Annotated in this window: 18 protein-coding genes; 9 read left to right on the top strand and 9 right to left on the bottom strand. The window is 70.9% G+C overall.

Annotated elements, in window-relative coordinates; translation table 11 throughout:
• The first annotated feature begins 112 nt into the window (after positions 1 to 112).
• Entirely contained in the window at positions 113 to 847 is a 735-nt protein-coding gene (locus J1792_RS00530; RefSeq protein ID WP_086572698.1) for a tyrosine-protein phosphatase, read from the top strand.
• A gap of 29 nt (positions 848 to 876) precedes the next feature.
• Here J1792_RS00530 and J1792_RS00525 read toward each other — a convergent pair whose 3' ends face one another.
• A complete protein-coding gene (locus J1792_RS00525; protein WP_086572663.1) occupies positions 877 to 1,746 on the bottom strand; it encodes an HNH endonuclease family protein in 870 nt (289 codons plus the stop codon).
• A gap of 306 nt (positions 1,747 to 2,052) precedes the next feature.
• On the bottom strand, positions 2,053 to 2,625 hold the full coding sequence (locus J1792_RS00520; RefSeq protein ID WP_086572661.1) for a TetR/AcrR family transcriptional regulator: 573 nt from the start codon (positions 2,623 to 2,625) through the stop codon (positions 2,053 to 2,055).
• A 142-nt stretch (positions 2,626 to 2,767) separates the two neighbouring features.
• On the opposite strand from J1792_RS00520, the gene J1792_RS00515 reads away from it, so the two are divergent.
• A complete protein-coding gene (locus J1792_RS00515; protein ID WP_207246395.1) occupies positions 2,768 to 3,505 on the top strand; it encodes an SDR family oxidoreductase in 738 nt (245 codons plus the stop codon).
• Positions 3,506 to 3,845: 340 nt separating this feature from the next.
• On the opposite strand, the gene J1792_RS00510 is transcribed toward J1792_RS00515, so the two are convergent.
• Positions 3,846 to 4,247, bottom strand: a complete 402-nt coding sequence (locus tag J1792_RS00510) for a hypothetical protein (RefSeq protein ID WP_307842854.1) — start codon at positions 4,245 to 4,247, stop codon at positions 3,846 to 3,848.
• Positions 4,248 to 4,503: 256 nt separating this feature from the next.
• On the opposite strand from J1792_RS00510, the gene J1792_RS00505 reads away from it, so the two are divergent.
• A complete protein-coding gene (locus J1792_RS00505) occupies positions 4,504 to 4,878 on the top strand; it encodes a VOC family protein (protein ID WP_179198999.1) in 375 nt (124 codons plus the stop codon).
• Positions 4,879 to 5,014: 136 nt separating this feature from the next.
• Here J1792_RS00505 and J1792_RS34975 read toward each other — a convergent pair whose 3' ends face one another.
• Both J1792_RS34975 and J1792_RS00495 read right to left on the bottom strand, forming a co-directional pair.
• Positions 5,015 to 5,326 carry an SH3 domain-containing protein gene (locus J1792_RS34975; protein WP_107431169.1) on the bottom strand — a complete coding sequence of 104 codons (312 nt, stop codon included), beginning with the start codon at positions 5,324 to 5,326 and terminating at the stop codon, positions 5,015 to 5,017.
• A gap of 263 nt (positions 5,327 to 5,589) precedes the next feature.
• Positions 5,590 to 6,639, bottom strand: coding sequence for a hypothetical protein (locus J1792_RS00495; RefSeq protein ID WP_086572656.1), 1,050 nt, complete (start codon positions 6,637 to 6,639; stop codon positions 5,590 to 5,592).
• 299 nt (positions 6,640 to 6,938) lie between these two features.
• Between J1792_RS00495 and J1792_RS00490 the strand changes: the two genes are divergently transcribed.
• From J1792_RS00490 to J1792_RS00480, 3 genes are all read left to right on the top strand, one after another.
• A complete protein-coding gene (locus J1792_RS00490; protein ID WP_242705226.1) occupies positions 6,939 to 7,388 on the top strand; it encodes a spore-associated protein A in 450 nt (149 codons plus the stop codon).
• A 122-nt stretch (positions 7,389 to 7,510) separates the two neighbouring features.
• Positions 7,511 to 8,236 carry an alpha/beta fold hydrolase gene (locus J1792_RS00485; protein ID WP_207246392.1) on the top strand — a complete coding sequence of 242 codons (726 nt, stop codon included), beginning with the start codon at positions 7,511 to 7,513 and terminating at the stop codon, positions 8,234 to 8,236.
• Between the two features lie 85 nt (positions 8,237 to 8,321).
• Positions 8,322 to 8,810 (top strand): hypothetical protein, encoded by a 489-nt coding sequence (locus J1792_RS00480; RefSeq protein WP_242645519.1) that lies wholly within the window; start codon positions 8,322 to 8,324, stop codon positions 8,808 to 8,810.
• 72 nt (positions 8,811 to 8,882) lie between these two features.
• Here the strand turns inward: J1792_RS00480 and J1792_RS00475 are convergent, their stop codons facing one another.
• Both J1792_RS00475 and J1792_RS00470 read right to left on the bottom strand, forming a co-directional pair.
• Positions 8,883 to 9,374: a hypothetical protein gene (locus tag J1792_RS00475; RefSeq protein ID WP_107431186.1), complete on the bottom strand. Its 492-nt coding sequence runs from the start codon at positions 9,372 to 9,374 to the stop codon at positions 8,883 to 8,885.
• 122 nt (positions 9,375 to 9,496) lie between these two features.
• A complete protein-coding gene (locus tag J1792_RS00470) occupies positions 9,497 to 10,225 on the bottom strand; it encodes a Crp/Fnr family transcriptional regulator (RefSeq protein ID WP_179199040.1) in 729 nt (242 codons plus the stop codon).
• A 187-nt stretch (positions 10,226 to 10,412) separates the two neighbouring features.
• On the opposite strand from J1792_RS00470, the gene J1792_RS00465 reads away from it, so the two are divergent.
• Genes J1792_RS00465 through J1792_RS00455 form a run of 3 tightly spaced genes read left to right on the top strand, consistent with a single transcriptional unit; the run spans position 10,413 to position 13,896 of the window.
• On the top strand, positions 10,413 to 11,156 hold the full coding sequence (locus tag J1792_RS00465; RefSeq protein ID WP_207246391.1) for a hypothetical protein: 744 nt from the start codon (positions 10,413 to 10,415) through the stop codon (positions 11,154 to 11,156).
• A gap of 29 nt (positions 11,157 to 11,185) precedes the next feature.
• On the top strand, positions 11,186 to 13,354 hold the full coding sequence (locus J1792_RS00460) for a hypothetical protein (RefSeq protein ID WP_207246390.1): 2,169 nt from the start codon (positions 11,186 to 11,188) through the stop codon (positions 13,352 to 13,354).
• Positions 13,351 to 13,896, top strand: coding sequence for a Pycsar system effector family protein (locus tag J1792_RS00455; RefSeq protein ID WP_505391851.1), 546 nt, complete (start codon positions 13,351 to 13,353; stop codon positions 13,894 to 13,896). The genes J1792_RS00460 and J1792_RS00455 overlap by 4 nt, the downstream gene beginning before the upstream one ends.
• A gap of 87 nt (positions 13,897 to 13,983) precedes the next feature.
• On the opposite strand, the gene J1792_RS00450 is transcribed toward J1792_RS00455, so the two are convergent.
• Positions 13,984 to 15,090, bottom strand: coding sequence for an NAD(P)/FAD-dependent oxidoreductase (locus J1792_RS00450; protein ID WP_179199156.1), 1,107 nt, complete (start codon positions 15,088 to 15,090; stop codon positions 13,984 to 13,986).
• Entirely contained in the window at positions 15,090 to 18,524 is a 3,435-nt protein-coding gene (locus J1792_RS00445) for a LodA/GoxA family CTQ-dependent oxidase (RefSeq protein ID WP_207246388.1), read from the bottom strand. Before J1792_RS00445 ends, J1792_RS00450 begins: the two co-directional genes overlap by 1 nt.
• Positions 18,525 to 18,611: the final 87 nt, after the last annotated feature.

Raw genomic sequence — 18,611 nt, 5'->3', positions numbered from 1 at the left:
CTGCTGTCGGCGGCAGGCGGGGGCGCCGCACCGCGTCCGAGCGGGCGCCTGGTTTGTGATGTCACTCTCGCCGGCCGCCACGGCCGGTGCGGGCGGCCGTAGGGTGACCCGCGTGAAGAGACACATCGCGTTCGAGCGACTGCACAACTTCCGTGACCTGGGCGGCTATCGGGCGGCCGACGGCCGCACGGTGCGCTGGGGCCGGCTGTACCGCTCCGACTCACTGGGCAAGCTGAGCGGCCAGGACAAGGACCAGGACCGCTTCCGCGCCCTGGGCATCCGCACCGTCATCGACCTCCGCTACCCCTGGGAGATCGAACGCAGCGGACGCGTCCCGCCCCACCACGGTCTGGCCTACCACAACCTGAGCATCGAACACCGGCCCTACGACCAGGCGGGCCTGGGCCCCGACGTCGAGCCCGCCCGCTTCCTGGCCGACAAGTACGGCGAGGTCGCCCACGACGGCGTCAAGGAACTCCGGCGCGCGCTGGAGATCGTCGCGGACGACACCGGTCCGCTGGTGTTCCACTGCCACTCCGGCAAGGACCGCACCGGCCTGCTGGCCATGCTGGTCCTCGCCCTGCTCGGCGTGCACGAGGACGACATCGTCGCCGACTTCGCCCTGACCGAACTGGCCACCGCACGCCTGGTCGCCGAGTGGCACATCAACTACCCGGACCTGACCCTCACCTGGCCCGCCTACGGCCGCGCCCCCGCCGAGGTCATGCGACTGTTCCTGGTCGACCTGACCACGCGCTACGGATCGGTGCACGGCTACGCCGCCGAGCGCCTCGGCGCCGACGAGGACCTGGTGACGGCACTGCGCGAACGGCTACTGCAGCCCTGACGCCTTCACGAGCCGCCCGCCTGGTGCCCTCAGCACTGGCCGAGGACCTCCTCGAGCCTGCTCTTCTCGGCGGAGGTGACGCTGAGCCCGTAGTAGTCCTTGACCCCGATCCAGGCGCGGCCGTAGGCGCATTCGTAGCCCTTGGGCAGCCACTTGTCCGGCATCTTGTCGCCCTTCTCGCGGTTGCTCCACGTGGAGACCGCGAGGAGCTGCGGGGAACCGCTGAGGTCGTTGGCGAACGCGCGGCGCTTGTGCTCCGGCCAGTCACGGGCTCCCGAGCCCCATGCGACCCGGAGCGGCACGATGTGATCGATGTCGACACGCAAGGGGTTGGTGAGCGTCATGTTGTCGTAGGCGCTGTGCCAGCGCCCGCCGACGACCTTGCAGTTGCCCTGCAGAGTGGCCGGGATCTCGGACAGGGCCTTGAGGGCGAGCTCACGGGTCGAGCACTTGTCGGCACCGTGCAGCACCCAGCAGCTCTTCCCGCCGAACCGGGTCCGCTCGAAACCCTTGCTGTCGAACGCCCGGACGTCCAACTCACGGAGCATGCGCGTGGCGTCTTCCAGATCGGGCATGTTGCGCGGCCACTTGACGGCGGGGACGCGGCGCGCCTCCCGGGAGCGCGGCCCGGCGGGCCCCGCAGCCGTCCCGGCTGCCGCGCCGCCCCCGGGCTGGTGCACGGCGCCCAGGCCCGTATCGGAGACGGGAAGCCGGTCCTCTTCTGCTCCCTCGCAGTCGAGCTCGTCGAAGTTGAGCGGAGCCCCGTGCTGCCGGCCGCTCTGCGAGCCGGCGGCCGGTGCCTCCGCGACGGCCGTCGCCCCCGGCAGCATCGCCGCGGGAAGCACGGCGGCGACGAGGGCCGAGGCTATGACCAGTCCTCTGTACGGATACCGGGGCATGAGGATCTCCTTCGACGGATGTGCCGTGACGCCCGCGTGTGACACCCGCCGGGCCGCCGGAAGCCCCGGCCGGTGCGGGCGACAGGCTGAACGCGAGGACGACGGCCTCTCGGACAGGACGCGTTCTCGAGCCTGACCCGGATGAACCGGCCACGCAGTACCAGGACGCCCGTCCGAGCGGCTGCGGGAGCGCGTTCCACCTGTTCGGCCCAAGCGGGGCGCGGAGCGCTCGCACGCGTGGCGTACCTGGCCACGGCCGTTGTCCTCAACGTCGCCGCACACCTGTCAGCGCCGACCCGCGCAACCTCATGGACGGGTCTTCAGGCCGTCCAGGGTGAGGTCGAGCAGGCGCTCTGCTTGCTGTCGTCGTTCGGGGCTCGCCGAGGTCAGGGCGATGCCTTCCAGGGCGGCTCCGATATCGGTGGGGCTGATGTCGGTGCGGATCGTCCCGGCGGCCGCGCACGCGTCCATGAGGGTGGTCAGGGCGGCCCGGATCATTTCCCGGCTGTGACCGTAGGGGTTGCTTCCTGCCGCGGCAATGGCGCGCAGGGCGTCGATCATGCCGTACTTGGCCGTCACGTAGTCCAGGAAGAGGCGGGTCCAGGCGCGCAAGGCCTCAAGGGGCGGTTTCGCTGCCAGCAGGGCGGGGGCCGCGTCGCACAGCTGGGCCACCTCGTTGCGGTAGACCGCCTCGACCAGTGCTTCGCGGGTGGGGAAGTTGCGGTACAGCGTGGCACTGCCCACCCCCGCCTCTTTGGCGATGCGCTCCAAGTGAGCGTCGAGCCCCTCCGACGCGAATACGCGCACCGCAGCCGTGAGGATCTTCTCCCGGTTACGCCGCGCGTCAGCTCGCAACGGTCGTTGCGCTCCGTCGACCATCAGCGCTTGCCATCCCCTCTCAGGCTCTCCGACTTGCTGATCGGAAGGCGCCTCCACTTGATCTACTCTAAGTGGAGGCGCCCCCACTTCTACTGTAGGTCAACGCGCCGACCTGCGCACAGCCCATGAAAGGAAGTTGGTCATGTCAGGTATCGAGGGCAAGGTCGTCGCGATTACGGGCGCCAGCAGCGGCATCGGAGAGGCGACGGCGATCTACCTCGCCGAACGCGGGGCCTGCTTGGTGCTCGGAGCCCGGCGAGAGGACCGGCTGAACGCGGTGGTGGACCGGATCACGGCGCAGGGCGGCTCGGCTGTCGGGGCCGTCGTCGACGTGACGCGCCGCGAGGACCTCAAGCGCCTGGCGGACACGGCGGTCGACCACTTCGGCCGGCTCGATGTCCTGGTCTCCAACGCGGGCACGATGGCGATCTCGCCGTTCGACGAACTGCGCCAGGACGACTGGGACGCCATGGTCGCCACCCACATCACGGGCCTGCTCAACGGTATCGGGGCAGCGCTGCCCATCTTCCGGCGGCAGCACTCCGGGCAGTTCGTCAACGTCGCCTCCACCGCGGCCTACGTCGTGAAGTCCCCCCAGGCCGTCTATGCGGCCACCAAGACCGCGGTGAAGGTGCTGACCGAGGGCCTGCGGCAGGAGTCGGGCCCCGACCTGCGGGTCACCCTCGTCTCGCCCGGTTTCACCAACACGGAAGGCGTGGGCAAGGGGGGAAGCCCCGAAGCGGCGGCGGCAGCCGTCCGGTACCGCGACGAGATCGCCATGCCGCCCTCCGCTGTCGCCTCCGCCATCGGTTATGCGATCGAGCAGCCCGACGGTGTCGACGTCAGCGAGATCGTCGTCCGACCCACCGTGCAAGCCTGAGGTGCAACCGGGAACGGTGCGCTCTAGCCTGCGGCCAAGCCCTGCTTCGGCAGACCGTCACTCTTGAGGGGAACCCTTTCATGGCATCCCTGCGCGCGTTAGCCCTTCGCACCGGCGTCGCCGCCGGCGCGGTGCTCTCCGTGGCGACGCTGGGTGTCCACCCCTGCACAGGCCGACCCGAACACCTCATCCGTCGCGGCGACGGCGACGCGCAGCAGATGGGCGAACACCGGCACCGGCAAATGCCTGGACGTGCGGGGCGGTGCCATCCAGGACACCGCCATCGTCCAGCAGAGTCCGGGCCATCACCCGCCGGCCAGTGGCCTGCAGGACGTAGCCATCAGTCCCACGAGTTGAAGAGCGCTGCGCCAAGCGTCGCTGGTCGCCAGTGCTTGATCTGCCTCCACTCCGCGGCGGACAGAGCAGAGGCGTCCGACTCTGCCAGCGGGGACAACAGCTGCGTTGCGCCCAGGACGGCGAAGCCGAAGTCGCTGAGGGCAGGGGCCCAGGCAGGGGGAGCCTGGAATTCGTCGGTGTACCAGTACTGCCGGTCACCGACGAAGGCGATCAGCGGATAGTGGGCGTGGAACAACGCGATGTGCGGGCCGTCACGATTGCTGATCGTGGCGCTGTGGAAGTTCTGGGGGTACTCGCGCTCCGCGAAGTCCTCAACCCGCCCACGGGCTGCTCGGGATGCGGCGTACCAGGCGGCACGGCACGCCTTGGGATCGGTACGCGGCACCGGCGGATCTCTTCGGTCACGGAACCCCGTGACGCCCCTCTCCAAACGGAAGGCGACGTGTGGGCTGTCCACCGTCACCCCCTCCGAGCAGGCCGCTCAAACTTCGATGGCACAAACTTACGAGTCATCAATCTTCCGCGACAATGACCAGCCCCGCGCACCGGCGGACCGCCCTGCATGCCCGCCGCGGCGGCGGGTACGACCCTTCCCGTACGGGGGAGTTGTGGAAGCGGCCGAGGAGCGAGGGGTGTCGGAAGTGATTCGAAAGCTGCAGGCGATCGCGCTGGACTGCGCCGATCCGGTACGGCTCGCGGCGTTCTACGCGGAGCTGCTCGGCGGCCGGGTGGTTGCGGAGCCGGAGGACCCCGACTGGGTCGAGGTGCACGGGTTCGAGGGAACGCCGCTGGCCTGCCAGCGGGTGGACGGCTACCAGCCGCCGGAATGGCCCGGCCAGCGGTACCCGCAGCAGCTCCACCTGGACTTCGACGTGGACGACCTCGACGGGGAGGAGAAGCGGGCGCTCGCCCTCGGCGCGACCGTGCTGGAGCGGACGGACCAGCTCCGCCCGGGGGCCAACTGGCGGGTCTACGCGGACCCGGCCGGCCATCCGTTCTGCCTCTGCCTCCACTGAGTCCACCGGGCACGGCGGGACGCGCGGCGGATCGCCCTTAGCGAGCTCGGAATCGAGTGGCACGGCCGAGGGGCCTCGCCCGAGAAGAAAGCCCAGGGGGCCGCGGGGTGAGAACCCCGCGGCCCCCTGCTGCTGTCTACCAGCTCCAGTAACCGTGCGAGATCCAGCCGGACACGCCGGTGTTCACGTCGTAGACCTTGTCCCAGTTACCGTCGCCCGAGACGTCACGGTGTGCCAGGCGGTGGTCGCTGTAGCACAGGCCGACGACCGAGCTGGACGTGCTCGCGGCGGCGCGGATGCGCACGCCCTCGCCCGTGCAGTGGCCGTAGACGTCGTCGGCGTACGCCGGCGCCGCCAGAGCCGCGCCGCCGAGCGTGGCGGCGACCAGCAGGCCCGCCACGGCAGCGGCACGCTTGCCCGCGCTCTTCCCCCGAATTACCGAATTCACTTGTTACTCCTCAAAGATGGTCCAGCCGAGTGCCAATGATCTTGGACCCGACGAGACGGAAAACTACCAGCAGATGATCTTGAAAAGGTCCCTAAAGCCGTTTCGAGACATGTCCATGACCAATCGGTGACAGTCCGTGCCGGAGGTGCGGCGGGGATGCCCCTCAGAGCCACACCTACGCCGCACCGTGCCGCCGATGTGCAGCGCGACTGGGCCGCTGACGGCTGTGTCGTCGCCTGAGGCGTCCCGGGCCGGGCGTCGGCCTACGCCCGGCAGTTGGCGACCGTGCCGCCCGCGCGATGGTCGATGCGGCAGAGGTTGTCGCCACGCCCGCCGTCGACGGTTCCGTATTCGCCGACGACGACTGCCGTGCCGCCGGGCCCCTGGATGACGTCATCGTCGTCGTCCCCCAAGGCCGTGACGTATGCGGCCTGTCCGATGGACGGCGCCTCGATGAGGTCGGCTCCGGCGCCCCCTCGGAGGTAGACGGGGCGCGCTTCGGAGTCGGTGCCGATGGCCCCGGCGCGGATGACGTCGTTGCCTTCGTCGCCGTCGACGGTGACGGGGGTGGGCAGGCGGGACGACAGCCGCGAGGTCCTCTCCACGGTGATCTTGTCGTCACCGGGGCCGCCATGGAGCGGGCCGCCGAGTTCCCCGACCGTGATGGTGTCGTCGCCGGGTCCGCCGTCGAGCCTGCTCGTCCTGTCCAGCGCGGTGACGCGGAAGGAGGCGAGGCGGAGGGTGTCGTTCCCGTCGCCGCCGTCGATGCTGGTGCCGGTCACGGCGCCGGTGGTGATCACGTCGGCCCCGGCGCCGCCGTTGATGTGCCCCCGGTAGGACACGTCGCCGGTGGTGAGGGTGTCGTTGCCCGCGCCGCCGTAGACGGTGCCCTGGACGCTCCACTTGTCCTTGTCGGTCACGGTGATCTCGTCGTCGCCGTCACCACCATCGACGAGTCCACGGATGTCCCCTCCGCTGCCACCGGCGAGGATCTTGTCGACGACGATGACGTCGTCCCCGCCGAGGCCGTTGACCACGCCGGACAGGTGGCCGCTGACGGCGTCGCCGCCCCTGACCTCGATGATGTCCGCCTTGTCGGTGCCGTTGAGGGGCCCGTCGGAGGAACGGAGCCCCTCCGTGCACACGATGTGGACGCCGCCGGCCGGCAGGTCGCCGCTGGTGCAGCCGGGCGGTAGGGCCGGGGCGGCGGTCGCGGCCGGGGCCGTGGGCGCGGCTATGAGCACGAGGCACGTGACGAGCGCGCCGACGGCGGTGTGTCTGACGGTGCGTCTGGGGGTGTGTCTGAAGGGCATGGTTGTTCCCTCCTGAAGGCGGTGAATATGCCACTGGTGAGGGCCAACAGCGTTCTCGCCCGGTCGCGGACTTCACAAGCGGGAAACCAGCCTGGCCGGATGGGTGCATGCGGAGGCCCGGGCAGGAAGACGTGGGGGAGCGGGGCGCGCGCCGCCGTGTGGCGTGTGGCTGGTTCTGAATTGTGGGGGTGAGGGGGCGTGCAACCCCCTTTGGGGTGTGGAGAGTCTTTGTGGGCACGGAGACGGCCGTCCCGCGTACGTCCATCAACCGGCACCATGCGACTTCCACGGAGGACACAGTGAAACGTGCTGTACGTACCCGCGTTGCGGGAGCTGCGCTGCTCGCCGCCGCCACGACCGTCACCACGCTGGTGGCGGGCGCCGGGACGTCCGTCGCCGCTCCCGCCCGCGCCGACGCCGCGTACAACCGGGAGTGCGGCTCCGGATACACGCAGGTCAACCAGATCCCGATCCCGGGCCGTGGGACGGTTTTCCTGGCCTACAACGCCGCCACCGGCAAGAACTGTGTGGTCACCAAGCGGAACAGCTCGAGCGGCTCACCGCTGTGGGTGGGCTCCTGGCTCCAGCGCAACAAGGAACTGAAGTCGAAGCAGGAACAGTACGGCTTCTTCACCTCGTACTCGGGGCCGGTCCACCTGAACGCCAAGGGCACGTGCGTCGACTGGGGCGGCGAGATCGACGGCTATGCCGTGGCCCGTTACAAGACAAACTGCGGCACCCTGGCGTAGACCGGGACGGCAGGCCCGCCGACCCGGAACCGGGCCGGTGAGCGGAGCGGTGGGCGGCGGGACGTACGACCCTGCCTGTCGCTCCGCTCATCTCCACAGCTCGGACAACGGAGGTACCGCGCATGAACGCCGACACCGACCGACCGACCTTCCTGCTGGTCCACGGAGCCTGGCACGGAGCCTGGTGCTGGGACCCCGTACGCGCCGCGCTCGACGCCGACGGTTGGCGATCCCACGCCGTCGATCTGCCCAGCGCCAATCCGCCGGCCGGCCGGCACGACGGCGCCCGCCCGGTGGGCATGCTGGACGACGCGGACGCCATCCGGGACAGCCTCCGGCGCATCGACGGCCCGGTGGTGGTGATCGCCCACTCCTACGGCGGCGTCCCCACCACGGAAGCCATCGCGGATGCCGCGAACGTGGTAGGGGCGGTGTACCTCGCCGGTTTCCCACTGGATGCGGGCGAGAGCATGTTCACGTTCCTCGGAACGCCCGTGCCGGACGACGGCACGGGCCACGCCCCGCCGTACGAGGACGCCCGGCGGATACTCTTCGACGACGTGCCTGAGGCCGATGCCGACCGCGCCGTGGCCCGGCTGCGCCCGCAGAGCGTCCGGTCCTTCACGGAGCGGGTCACCACGGCAGGATGGCGCACCGTGCCCTCCAGCTACGTCGTCTGCGACCGCGACCAGGCGCTCGAACCGTCCCGGCAACGCGAGCTCGCCACGCGCGCCGATTCCGTCCACCGGCTGCCGAGCAGCCACTCGCCGTTCCTCTCCATGCCCCGGCGACTTGCCACTCTCCTGGGCCGGATCGCCACCTCCGCCCACCCCACCCCACGACGATGACTCGCCCCGTCCCAGCCGGCTGGTCGGCCCGGGTGCGGGTTGAGGAGCGAGCGGGGGAGTACGGCAGAATCCCGCTGTGACGTCCATGAGGGTCCTGAGCGAGCTGGAAGCCGGCATGGCGGAGCTGTCCACGCCGATGCGGGTGTACGTGGCGGCCGGGCGGTTCACCGAACCGGACCCCGACCTGCCGGAGCTGGCGGCCCGGATCCGCACACTGCTGGCCGTGGTCGCGGCGGACGAGGCCTGGCGGCGCTTTCTGCCCGGGTACGCCCCGCCGTCCGTTCCTGAGATCTGCGCCGCTCTGGAACCGGTGGAAACGCACGGGGTCGCCGCGTTCCTGGCCCTGGTCGCGGGCGTCGACCTGGTCTGGCCGGGCCACCGGCATCTGCCCGTCGAGACCGCCGAGCCCGCGGCGGACCGTGTGGTGTCCCTGCTCGGACCGGAGGCCGGCTGGTGGACCAACCACGACGCCGGATGCGGCGCCGTGAACGGGCTTACCCCGCTGTTCGACAGCCTGCTCGCCGGAACGAACGGTGAGCACTTCGCGCTGGCCCTGCAGATCGCCGACGACTGAGCGCTCCACAGCCGCCGGCGTCGAGCGCCCTGCGCACTCCCGCGTGCGCAGGGCGCTCAGTCATGGTGTGCCTCAGGAGCAGCGGCCGCCGGTGTTGGTGCTCCAGATCGGCTGCCCGCCGGGCCGGTAGATGACCAGGTTGCCGTCGTTCTGGACCTGGAGGTAGGCACCCGGGTTGCCGTCGGTGCCCGAAGCCCACAGGGCGCGGCTGTTGGAGTCGTAGACGACGAAGTTTCCGTCGTCCTGCATGGTCGCCCGGTAGCCGTTGGGCCAGGCGTTCGACGCCTGCCACATTCCCGCGTTGCCGCAGTAGAGCACCAGGTTTCCGTCGTTCTGGAGCTCGATCCTGGTGTTGCCCGCCTTCATGTAGCCGCCGCGGTAGAGCGACGACCCGGCGGGGAGGGACAGGTCAAAGGCTCTCGGCGGGGCTGCGGTCGTGCTGGTGACCGCCGTGGTCGCCGAAGGCGCGGCGGAAGCGGTGGCGGCCGTGGTGGCGGCCGTGGAACCCGCCAGGGCGAGTGCTGCCAGCGCGAGAACCGCACGCTGCCTTCCGGTGCGCTTCATGATGTCCTCCATCGTCTGCACAGGCAGGGCCTGTGGCTGTGGTTCGCGGAGTTACGTGCGCCGTTGATGCGGTGCCGTGGTACCGGCGCATTCACAGCCTGCCGGTGAGGGGGCGGAGGCCACTACGACAAGTGGCGCGTTCGCGGACGGGATGTGCGCGGCGGTCTGTGGTGGCCGCCGTCGTCGTATGCGGCATCGGTGAGGGCGTCACACGACAGGACCGTGATGCCGCGACGCCGGGTGGCCACGGCGCCGTCGGCACGCAGCTGTTCCAGGGCGCGGGCGACGGAACGTAAGGACGTGCCGAGATGGTCGGCGAGTTCGGCCTGGGACAGCGGGATCGGGCGGGCCGGGGAGGCCTCGGAGCGACCGGGGCTGAGGTCGAGCAGGAGCAGGGCCAGGCGCTGGTGGACGGTGTGGGCGGCCGCGTCCAGGCGTCGGTGGTCCGAGGTGCGGAGCCGGTCGGCGACCGTACCCAGCAGGGCGAGGGCGGCGCCCGGAGTGTCCCGCAGGTAGCGCACGAAGTCGTCGGCGGGGATGGTCGCCGCCCGTACCGCGTCGGCGGCGGTGACCCGGGCCAGGCGAGGATGGCCGTCGATGGCGGCGAGTTCTCCGACGACGCTTCCGGGCCCCCGCAGGGCGAGCAGGATCCTGCGGCCGTTGCCGGCGGAGAGGGTGATCTTCAGGTAGCCCTCATGGACGAGGAGGACGTGGCGGGAGGTGTCGTTCTCGTGGAGCAACACGTCGCCGGTCGCGTAGGTTCTGGCCGTGCCCATCGCGAGCAGTCGCCGACGGGCCTGCTCGTCGAGCCGGTCGACGTAGGCGTACCGGTCGGTGAAGGTGCGCTCCATCTGTTCCTCCGTTTGAAGTGCGGCCTGTTCCTCCGTTTGCGGCGCGGCGGGAACATGCCATCTGTCGTGGTCTTCACGGCCGCCGTCCGGCATCCTGATCCGAACACAAGTGCAGCACCAACCAGCCCGCTCCCATGCCCCCTTCACCCGGCCATGCGCGGCGGCTTTGCGTCACGGAGGTTGTTTGATGACGGTCGTACCGGCCCGGCGGACCATGCTCCTGTTCGACATCGAGGACTCGCAGCGTCACCACGACGCCGGTCAGCAGGCGATCCGGCAGACCTTGTACGACGTCGTGGGCGCGCTGCTCGAGGAGTCGGGCGCCGATGAGGCCGCGTGCCGCACGGAGTACCGGGGCGACGGGCTGTTCGTCCTGGTGGACCCGGCCGTCCGACTGCCCGCGCTGTTACGGCAGTTGCTCATCACCCTGCCCGAGGAGCTGGCCCACCGCCGGCAGAACCACGGCCACGGCGCCCCCGTCCGGCTGCGGGTAGTGCTGCACCGGGGCACGGTCGTCGAGGACGAGAACGATGTGGTCGGCTCCACCCTCAACTCGGCCTTCCGCCTGCTCGACAGCGATCCGCTCAGGTCGTCCCTGCGCGGGGCCGGACCGGGGACCGACTTCGTCCTGTGCGTCTCGGAGACCGTGTACGACGACGCGGTGTGGCCGGGGCACAAGGGCATCGACCGGGAGGCGTTCCGGCAGGTGGTCGTCCCGGCCAAGAACGGCAGCCGGGTGCTGACCGGCTGGCTCTACGCACCGGAGAGACGGGGGCAGGGGGCCGAACCCTCCGAGGCCGGACCGGACTCGGCCGCTCGGCCCGGGCAGACCGGCCCGGCGGCGCCGGGCGGCGCGGGCGTGGTCAACGTCAAGGGGGCCCAGGTCAGCGGCGGTCACGTCGGCACCCTCACCAACACCTTCAACGGCTGAGGGCGCAGAGGCCACAGGAGACCACACGCATGGAGCGACAGCAGATCCCGGGGCGCCGTTCCCTGGCTCAGCGCCGACGGCAGCGGGCCGCGGCCGGCCACACGGACCTCTCGCACAAGGTCAAGGGAGCCCAGGTCAGTGGTGGCCATGTCGGCACGCTGACCAACAACTTCCACGCGGCGGCACAGCATCACCACTACCACGGGCCCGCCGACACCGCGCTGCCGCAGGCGGGCCGGGTGCCCTCGGAACGGCTGGAGCAGCTGGAGCGCGTGTACGTACCCGGTCCGTACCACGCCAAGGCGCTCGAGCAGCTGCTCGCGCAGCGTTACGTGGTGCTGCGCGGCCAGCCCGGCACCGGCCGCTCCACGGCCGCGGCCAGGATGCTCGCCGAGGTGGCCGGAACCGACGTGTACCGCCTCGCGGAGACGACGGAACCGGAGAGGATCCCCGACCGGGAATCCCGGACGGGCGGCTTCATCCTGCCCGTCTCGCCGCAGGGACGCGTACTGACCCGCGGCGCTCTGGAGACGACAGCCTCCCGGTTGCTCGAGAACGAGCAGTACCTCGTGCTCGTCGTCGACCACAACGTCCGGCTCAGTGGTGTGGAGCCGGTGGACTGGGAGCCCGCGCCGCCTCGCGACGTGCTCGCCCGGCACCTCGAGTCACTGCTCGGCGACGACGACTACCGTGCCTTCGGCACGGAGCTGATGCAGCTGGAGGCGACTCGCCTTTTCCTGGCCTCGCCCCCGGTACCACGCGAATGCCCCACGTACGCCCGACTCCTGGCCGGGTACCGGCGCGGCACGGTGTCGGAGGCGGAGCTGGAGGACTTCGACACCGAGGCCGACCGGCGCCGGGTCGCGTCCGCCCTGGGCAATCCGGACGTCTCGCTGTGGGACAAGGCGTTCCTGATCGCCCTGTCGGTCCTGGGCCCCGCGCCGTATCCACTGCTGATCCAGTGCGGTGACCGGCTCGCGGAAGGGTTGTACGCCGTCGAGCAACCCGGCACGCCCGTGGGTCGCCCGGTGTTCGACCCGGACCGGATGAGCAGGCTGCTGGGGATGGCGCACGCCTACCTGGCGGAGCCCGCCGGGACCCGGTTCGACGGCGCCGAGCGGCCGGTCGTCCGCATGTACGACGAGGACGACCGCCTGCACGTGCTGGGGCAGGTCTGGTGGCAGCATCCCGAGACCCGTGGCCCGTTGACCGAGTGGCTGGATTCGCTGGCGTACGACGGCGAGGACAGCCCGGTCCCGCTGAGCCAGGTCCTGCCGGCGGAGGACGCCCTGGCGGAGGGAGCGATGCTCCTCGGCCTGGTGGACTTCCCCGGCGCCTCGGACGACCTGCTGACCGTGTGGGCGATGTCCCCGAACGAGTCGGCCCGCCGCGTCGCCGCCACGGCGATGAACTACCTGGCGGAGTACGACGCGTCGGCCGACGACGTGCACGACGTGCTCGCCGACTGGAGCAGCGGCCCGGAACCGGAACTGTGCTGGACCGCGGTGCACGCCTACAGCACCCGCACCGACACGCTCGGCGCCCGCACGCCCGCTGAGGCGCTGACCGTCGTCGAGAACGCGCTGCAGGCCATGCTGGACCAGGCGGCCGGGACCGAGGACGAGGGGGAGGCCGAGGACGAGGGCGACGAGCCGGACCTGCTCGGCGAGTGCGGCGACGCGCTGTGGTGGATCGCCGAGGTGGGCGACGCCACCGCCATCCGGACGGTGACCGAGCACCTGCACTCCTGGGTGTTCGGCACCGGCGAAGCCGATGAGGAGAGCGAGGAAGGCGAAGAAAATGAGGAAGGCGAGGCGCGGTGGCGACGCCTGGGCCTCACGCTCTTCCTGCGCGCCAACCACGCCGCCGACGCCGACGAGGACACGCTGCTGGGCGTCTCCTTGCTCGCCCTTCTGGCCGACGACCGGCCCGGTGTACCGCAGCGGACCCGCGACCAGGTCCGCAACCTGTGGACCGAAGCGCTGAGCGCCCCGGACAGGGCCGACGACGTCCGGGAGCTGCTGCACACCTGGCTGGCCTGCGCCCGGGCACACAAGCCGTCACGCCACTACCTGGCCGAGCGGCTGCTGCCCGAGCTCACCGCCGATCACGACGGCAGCGAGCGGCTGCGCCTCCTCATACAGGAGACCGCCGCCGCCTCGGGCCGACCCGACGACGCCCGTCTCCTCACCCCATAGGCAGCCCCCATGTCAGCAGCCCTCCCCCGGCGGCCCCGCCCTCCCCACCGGCCGACACCACCACCGACCTCGCACTCCGGCTCCTGACGGAGAGCCGGAGGGAGATCGGCCAGGCCGACACCAAGGCGACCACCCTCCTCACCGTGGCGGTCGCGGCCGCCGGCGTCACCGTCACCGTCCTCGTCGGCCGCCCCTGGCACCCCGCCGTCCTGTCCACCCCCGCCCAATCGCTGTGGTGGACCGGGTGCGTTGCCTGGACCGCCGCCCTGATCCTCCTCCTCGCCGCCATCACCCCCGCCGCCTGCGCAGCCCCTGGCGACGAGGACACCCCTCGCCTACTTCGCCGACATCCGCCGGACACCCGACCCCCGCACCCTGCGCCAAGCACTCGCCGACACCGCCCGGGACCCCTCACCCCCCTGATCGGCGAACTCGTCACCGTCGCCCGCATCGCCACCGCCAAGCACCGCTGCGTCCACGCGGGCGCGTTGTGCCAGATCACCGCGATCCTGCTCATCACCACGGCTCTGATGGCCGGATGAACCAACGGCTCAGGGCGAGCCGGCACGCCGACTCACCGACCACCGTCAGCCGCACCGCCAGGCTCGAGGCCGGGCACACCGGCGGCGTCAGACGCCGGTCTCTGCCCGGCGCCGGGCCCAGAAGGGCGTGTCCCAGCGTTGTTCGCCCCGGTAGCAGAGGGTGCGCGCACGCAGGTACTCGCTGTGGATCGTCCTGACCCGTTCCGCGTAGGTCTCCAGTGCCCTCGGCTTTCCGGCGGCGTCCGCGTGAACGGCGTCGGCCGCTGTGATGCCCGTGGCGAGGGCCGTGAGGATGCCCCGTGCGGCGATGGGATCGGACGAGGTGGCGGCGTCACCGACCGCGGCCCAGCCCGGCCCGGCCGCCGCGGTCGTACAGGACGTCGCCGCCCGGGCGACGCGCAGCCGGACTCGAGGTACCGCTGCTCCGCGAACGACGCGTTCGCGGACGTGCGTGGTCGCCATCAGGGCGCTCCACCAGCGCTCGGGTGCATGGAAGGCCTGTTCGGCGACGAGGTCGGCGTCCGTCATCATCATGACGACCGCATGGCCACCCGGCAGCGGTGCGGTGTACCACCAGCCGTGGGTCGTGGACTCGACGAGCGAGGTGTGCGGAACGCCGCGGCGCACGGCACCACGCGGCAGGCAGGCCGCGATCGCGACCAGACGGTCGGAGCGGGTGACCGTGCCCCCGGCGAGGCGTGCGAGGCGCGCACCCGGTCCGGTGGCGTCGATGAAGTAGCGGGCACGGATCGTCTCCCGGCCGAGCGTCAGCCGCCAGTGACCGGGCAGCCGTCGTACGGTCGCGACCCGCCCGGTCCGTACGCGGGCCCCCGCCCGGCGGGCCGCATCGGCGAGCGTACGGTCGAAGAGGGTGCGATCGAGATGCCAGCCCGGCCCATGAGGGCCGGCGAGGAAATCGGTCTCGTCCACCGTGCTCCTTCCCCAGGCGGACTGGTACCCGTAGCAGGGCCTGTGCGATCCGTCGGCGACGCGTTCGAGCGCGCCGAGGCGTGCGAGCAGGGGCCTGGCCCGTGGCGAGAGGCTCTCACCGGGCTTCCACCGGGGCGTGCGGCCGGGGTCGACGAGGGTGACCGCCGCACCGTGACGCGAGAGGGTGATGGCGGCCGCGGCACCCGCAGGCCCCCCGCCCGCGATCACCGCATCGCAGGACTCCTCGGGCGCGCGGGTGTTCATCAGTGGACGGCTCCCATGCCGGTGATCTCGGGCTCGACGGCCCCGACGACGGCCCCAGCGACGGCTCCGGCGACGGCCCCTGCGAGGGCGTCGGCCATCACCGCTGTGGGCGTGGACAGCAGGACCCTGGCCTGTGGAGGTGCCAGGTCCGGCAGGGGGCATCCCGCCGCGATCCACGCGATGGTGACGTCGCGGCCGGTCCTGCCCGTGCCCGGCACCACCGCGGAGAACGCCCTGCCCATGGCGTTGGTGGGGGCGAGCAGATCTTCGACGAAGGGGCTCAGTTCAGGGTGACCGGGTGAGATGAGCCCGTTGTCCGGATGGGCGATGGCAGCCAGGAGCGAAGCGGTCGGCTGTGTGAACCACCAGGCCACCGGTTCCGTTCTGGTCCCGGCGGGATCCACGGGATCGGGGCCGGTGATGAGTTTGCGGGCGTGTGCGGGGACCCCCGTCTGGCGGGGACGCAGGGTGTCGACCAGCAGCGTCATGGCCTTGAGCGGGGTGACGACGGGGACGGGGTGCGGGGCGGGGGCGGCCAGCGACCGTGTCCACTGACGCCACAGCTCCAGCTCGCTGTCGGTGAAGACCTTGTACATGGGGCCGGTGTAGGCGGTCAGTTCGAAGAAGGGGCTGTGCTCCGGGTCGCCCGCCTGGATGAGGCCGGATTCCTGCAGGGCTCGGAGCAGGCCGGGCGGGTCGAGGAACCAGTCGTTGATCCTGGTCCCGCCCAGTTGCTTTCCGTCGTGGTTGAGCGAGGCGAACGGCGCCTTGCGCTGGATCAGGTCGATCAGGCGATCGGTCGTGGTGGGCGGTGCGGTCAGCAGCGCCTTGAGGTCCTCGCCCAGTTGCCCGGTGATCGAAAAGGCCACGTAGCCGTTCCAGATGCGCTGCCACTGCTGCTGGACGGCCTCTTCGCCACCGCTGTTGTAGACCTCTTCCAGGTACTGGACCACCGCGTCGCGGGCCTTGGCCCCATGCCCCGAGACGGCGTTGTCGATGCCGATGTGCATCCTGTAGAACTGCGCGTTGATGCCGTGGTGGTCGAACAGCCTGACCGTGGGGACCAGCCCCACCACTTCCCACTCCAACTGCAGCGTCATGCCGAGGATCTCCGGGAAGAACTGCTGGGAGTGCTGGGAGATGGCCAGTTGGAACGCCCCGACGGTGTACGCCGAGTCGAGCATCTCGGGCAGCATCGCGAACTCGTAGGAGTCCACCGGCGGCAGGTACAGGCCGACGCTGTGCAGCAGATCGTCGTAGAGATTGGCATGGTTCAGGGTGGGATCGCCGCCGCCCATCTCGTCGATCCAGATGGAGAACAGCAACGACTGGATCTCGCTGATCGGCCCGGCCCGGGTGATGTTGCGCAGCCACGCGCCGTCGAGGAGGTTGAACGGCGCGAACTGCCGGATGCGCTCGACCATGTCGTGGCGGGCGCGGAAGGTCGGGTTCAGCCCTGGGTCGAAGTTCTCCGATTCGGCCACCAGCGTGGTGTAGATCAGCTGCAGGCGTGCCTCCAGCGCGTCACGCGTGTACCGGAACGGGCGCAGTGTCAGGGGGAGGAAGGACGCGGCCCGGGCCGCTTCGAGTACGGCCTCCGCGTAGTGCCGGGCGGCCTGCGCCTGCTGGGGGAACTGGTCGGGGTGCTGGAGCGTGTAGAACCACTCGCGGTCGCTCAGTCCGACCTGCCCGGCGCGCTCCGTCTCCACCAGCACCGGCTCCCCGTCCGGGCCGGGGCGGGAGACGACGAAGCCGAGGCTGCTCCACTTCTCGACCATCTCATTGTCGCCCGCCTTGTCCCGGAGTACGGCCCAGAGCCTGTTGACCCGCTCCCGGTAGTGCTGGGCGCTCTCGCCGGGCAGTCGCTCGAGCTCGGGGGCGGGGACCAGCTGGATCCCCACACCGCGCGCCCACGGTTTGCGGTAGACGTCCATCTCGGTCGGTTCCGACGGGTCCGACGCGGCCCGGATCAGCTCGCGGTACTGCTCTTCGGGGAGGACCTCGTCCGGGCGTTGGGCCGGCCACCAGTGCGTGTTGCACTCGTAGAAGTCGGCCTGCCACGGAACGGCCATGTACTTGGTGATATCCCCTGCCGCCAGGCCCTCCCGGAGCCGGAACGGTGCGGCCCAGGTCGTGGGCTCGTCGGCGATGAACGTCATCTCGATGCCGGGGAAGAACGGGCCGCCCACACATGCTTCGAGCGCGGCCCGAACCAGTGCGTGCGGCCGTTCCGCCGGCGGCAGTTCGTTCAGGGGCAGGTCGTTGGGCGGCAGGGGTCCGGCGGCGGTGCCGGTGCCGTCGGCGACGAAGTCGCCTTCGGCCCACCTGCGCATCCGTTCGTACTGGCCGGGCAGGAGCGTGAACCAGGTGCGGGGCTTTCCTTCGATCGGATCGCCGTCGTCCCCCGCGAGCTGCGGCATGAACGTGTAGTTCGCCTGGGTCACGTCGTCGGCGCCGGGAGTGCGCAGCCTGCCGAACACCGACTGTCGCAGCGGTGCGGCGTCGGGGGCGCTCGATGCCAGCTGTGCGAAGCGATCAGGGTCGAGGAAGTCGGCCGACTCGCCCTTGCCGTGCCCGCGCGCGGCGTTCGCGCTCACCCAGGAGTACCCGCAGATCCGGGTGAGCAGCGGTTCGATGTCGCGGACGAACGACACCTCCTGCGCCTGCGGCAGCCGGCCGGCGCGTTCGGCGGCCTCGCGGGCGACGTCGTAGAGCGTCACCAGGTTCGGGACGTCCGGCGCGAAGTCGGGTGGCGCGACGATCACCCAGGCGGGGGTCACCGGAATCGTTCGCCCGCCCGGCACGCTCACGGTCGCCCTGACGGGCCCGTCGGAGGTGTCGTCGTACCAGAAGTCGTTGTTGGCGTAGGTGATCAGCGGGTTGTCCGGCTTCACGGACGCCGAGTGCCCGAATCCGCCCAGCACGAGAAGTCGTCCCGCCTCGTCCGTACGCAGTTCCCCCAGGGGGACGGGGGTGCCCAGGAACGTTCCGGTGTCGAACCGGGCGTCGGACCCGTCGGCGTCCGGGCCGCTCACGCTACGGGCCCCAGGTCCGATGACCAGTGCGGTACGCGCCTCGGGATCAGCGGGATCCACGTGTTTGTTACGTCGGTTGTCCGGTGACTCCGACTGATGGAAACGGCCGTTGAACTGGAACCATGCCCCTTTGGCGTTCGCCAGCTCGACAGCCCACGTCACGTCCGCCTCGGCTGCCGTGACCTCACCCAGTACGTTGTGGTCCTTGTCGAACCCGTAGACGCGGAAGCGCGCCGCCTGACGTTTGACCCGCCCGTCGGCATCCTTGAATCCTCCTGCCGGGCGAACCCCGGCCCCCGGCACCTCCGGGCCCGGAAAGAACTCGTCCGGGCTGTTGCCGACCCGTGCGATGCCGACCGTGGGGTGGATTTCGCAGTAGGCGACGTCGTCGAGGTTCACGGCGGTCTCCAGTCGGTTCGCGGCGGGCGTGACCAGGCTCGGTGTCCCCTGGGGCGACCGCTCGCCGAGTCCGGCTGATCTCTGGTG

Source organism: Streptomyces triculaminicus (assembly GCF_017349075.1).
In the GTDB taxonomy this organism is placed as follows: Bacteria; Actinomycetota; Actinomycetes; order Streptomycetales; family Streptomycetaceae; genus Streptomyces; species Streptomyces triculaminicus.
This window is presented reverse-complemented; position numbering and strand designations above follow the sequence as displayed.

Bases quoted from the DNA above. Each gene is read 5' to 3' on its own strand.
- J1792_RS00525 (WP_086572663.1), bottom strand. From the start codon at position 1,746: ATGCCCCGGTATCCGTACAGAGGACTGGTCATAGCCTCGGCCCTCGTC.
- J1792_RS00520 (WP_086572661.1), bottom strand. From the start codon at position 2,625: ATGGTCGACGGAGCGCAACGACCGTTGCGAGCTGACGCGCGGCGTAAC.
- J1792_RS00515 (WP_207246395.1), top strand. From the start codon at position 2,768: ATGTCAGGTATCGAGGGCAAGGTCGTCGCGATTACGGGCGCCAGCAGC.
- J1792_RS00495 (WP_086572656.1), bottom strand. From the start codon at position 6,639: ATGCCCTTCAGACACACCCCCAGACGCACCGTCAGACACACCGCCGTC.
- J1792_RS00485 (WP_207246392.1), top strand. From the start codon at position 7,511: ATGAACGCCGACACCGACCGACCGACCTTCCTGCTGGTCCACGGAGCC.
- J1792_RS00480 (WP_242645519.1), top strand. From the start codon at position 8,322: ATGAGGGTCCTGAGCGAGCTGGAAGCCGGCATGGCGGAGCTGTCCACG.
- J1792_RS00475 (WP_107431186.1), bottom strand. From the start codon at position 9,374: ATGAAGCGCACCGGAAGGCAGCGTGCGGTTCTCGCGCTGGCAGCACTC.
- J1792_RS00470 (WP_179199040.1), bottom strand. From the start codon at position 10,225: ATGGAGCGCACCTTCACCGACCGGTACGCCTACGTCGACCGGCTCGAC.
- J1792_RS00465 (WP_207246391.1), top strand. From the start codon at position 10,413: ATGACGGTCGTACCGGCCCGGCGGACCATGCTCCTGTTCGACATCGAG.
- J1792_RS00460 (WP_207246390.1), top strand. From the start codon at position 11,186: ATGGAGCGACAGCAGATCCCGGGGCGCCGTTCCCTGGCTCAGCGCCGA.
- J1792_RS00450 (WP_179199156.1), bottom strand. From the start codon at position 15,090: ATGAACACCCGCGCGCCCGAGGAGTCCTGCGATGCGGTGATCGCGGGC.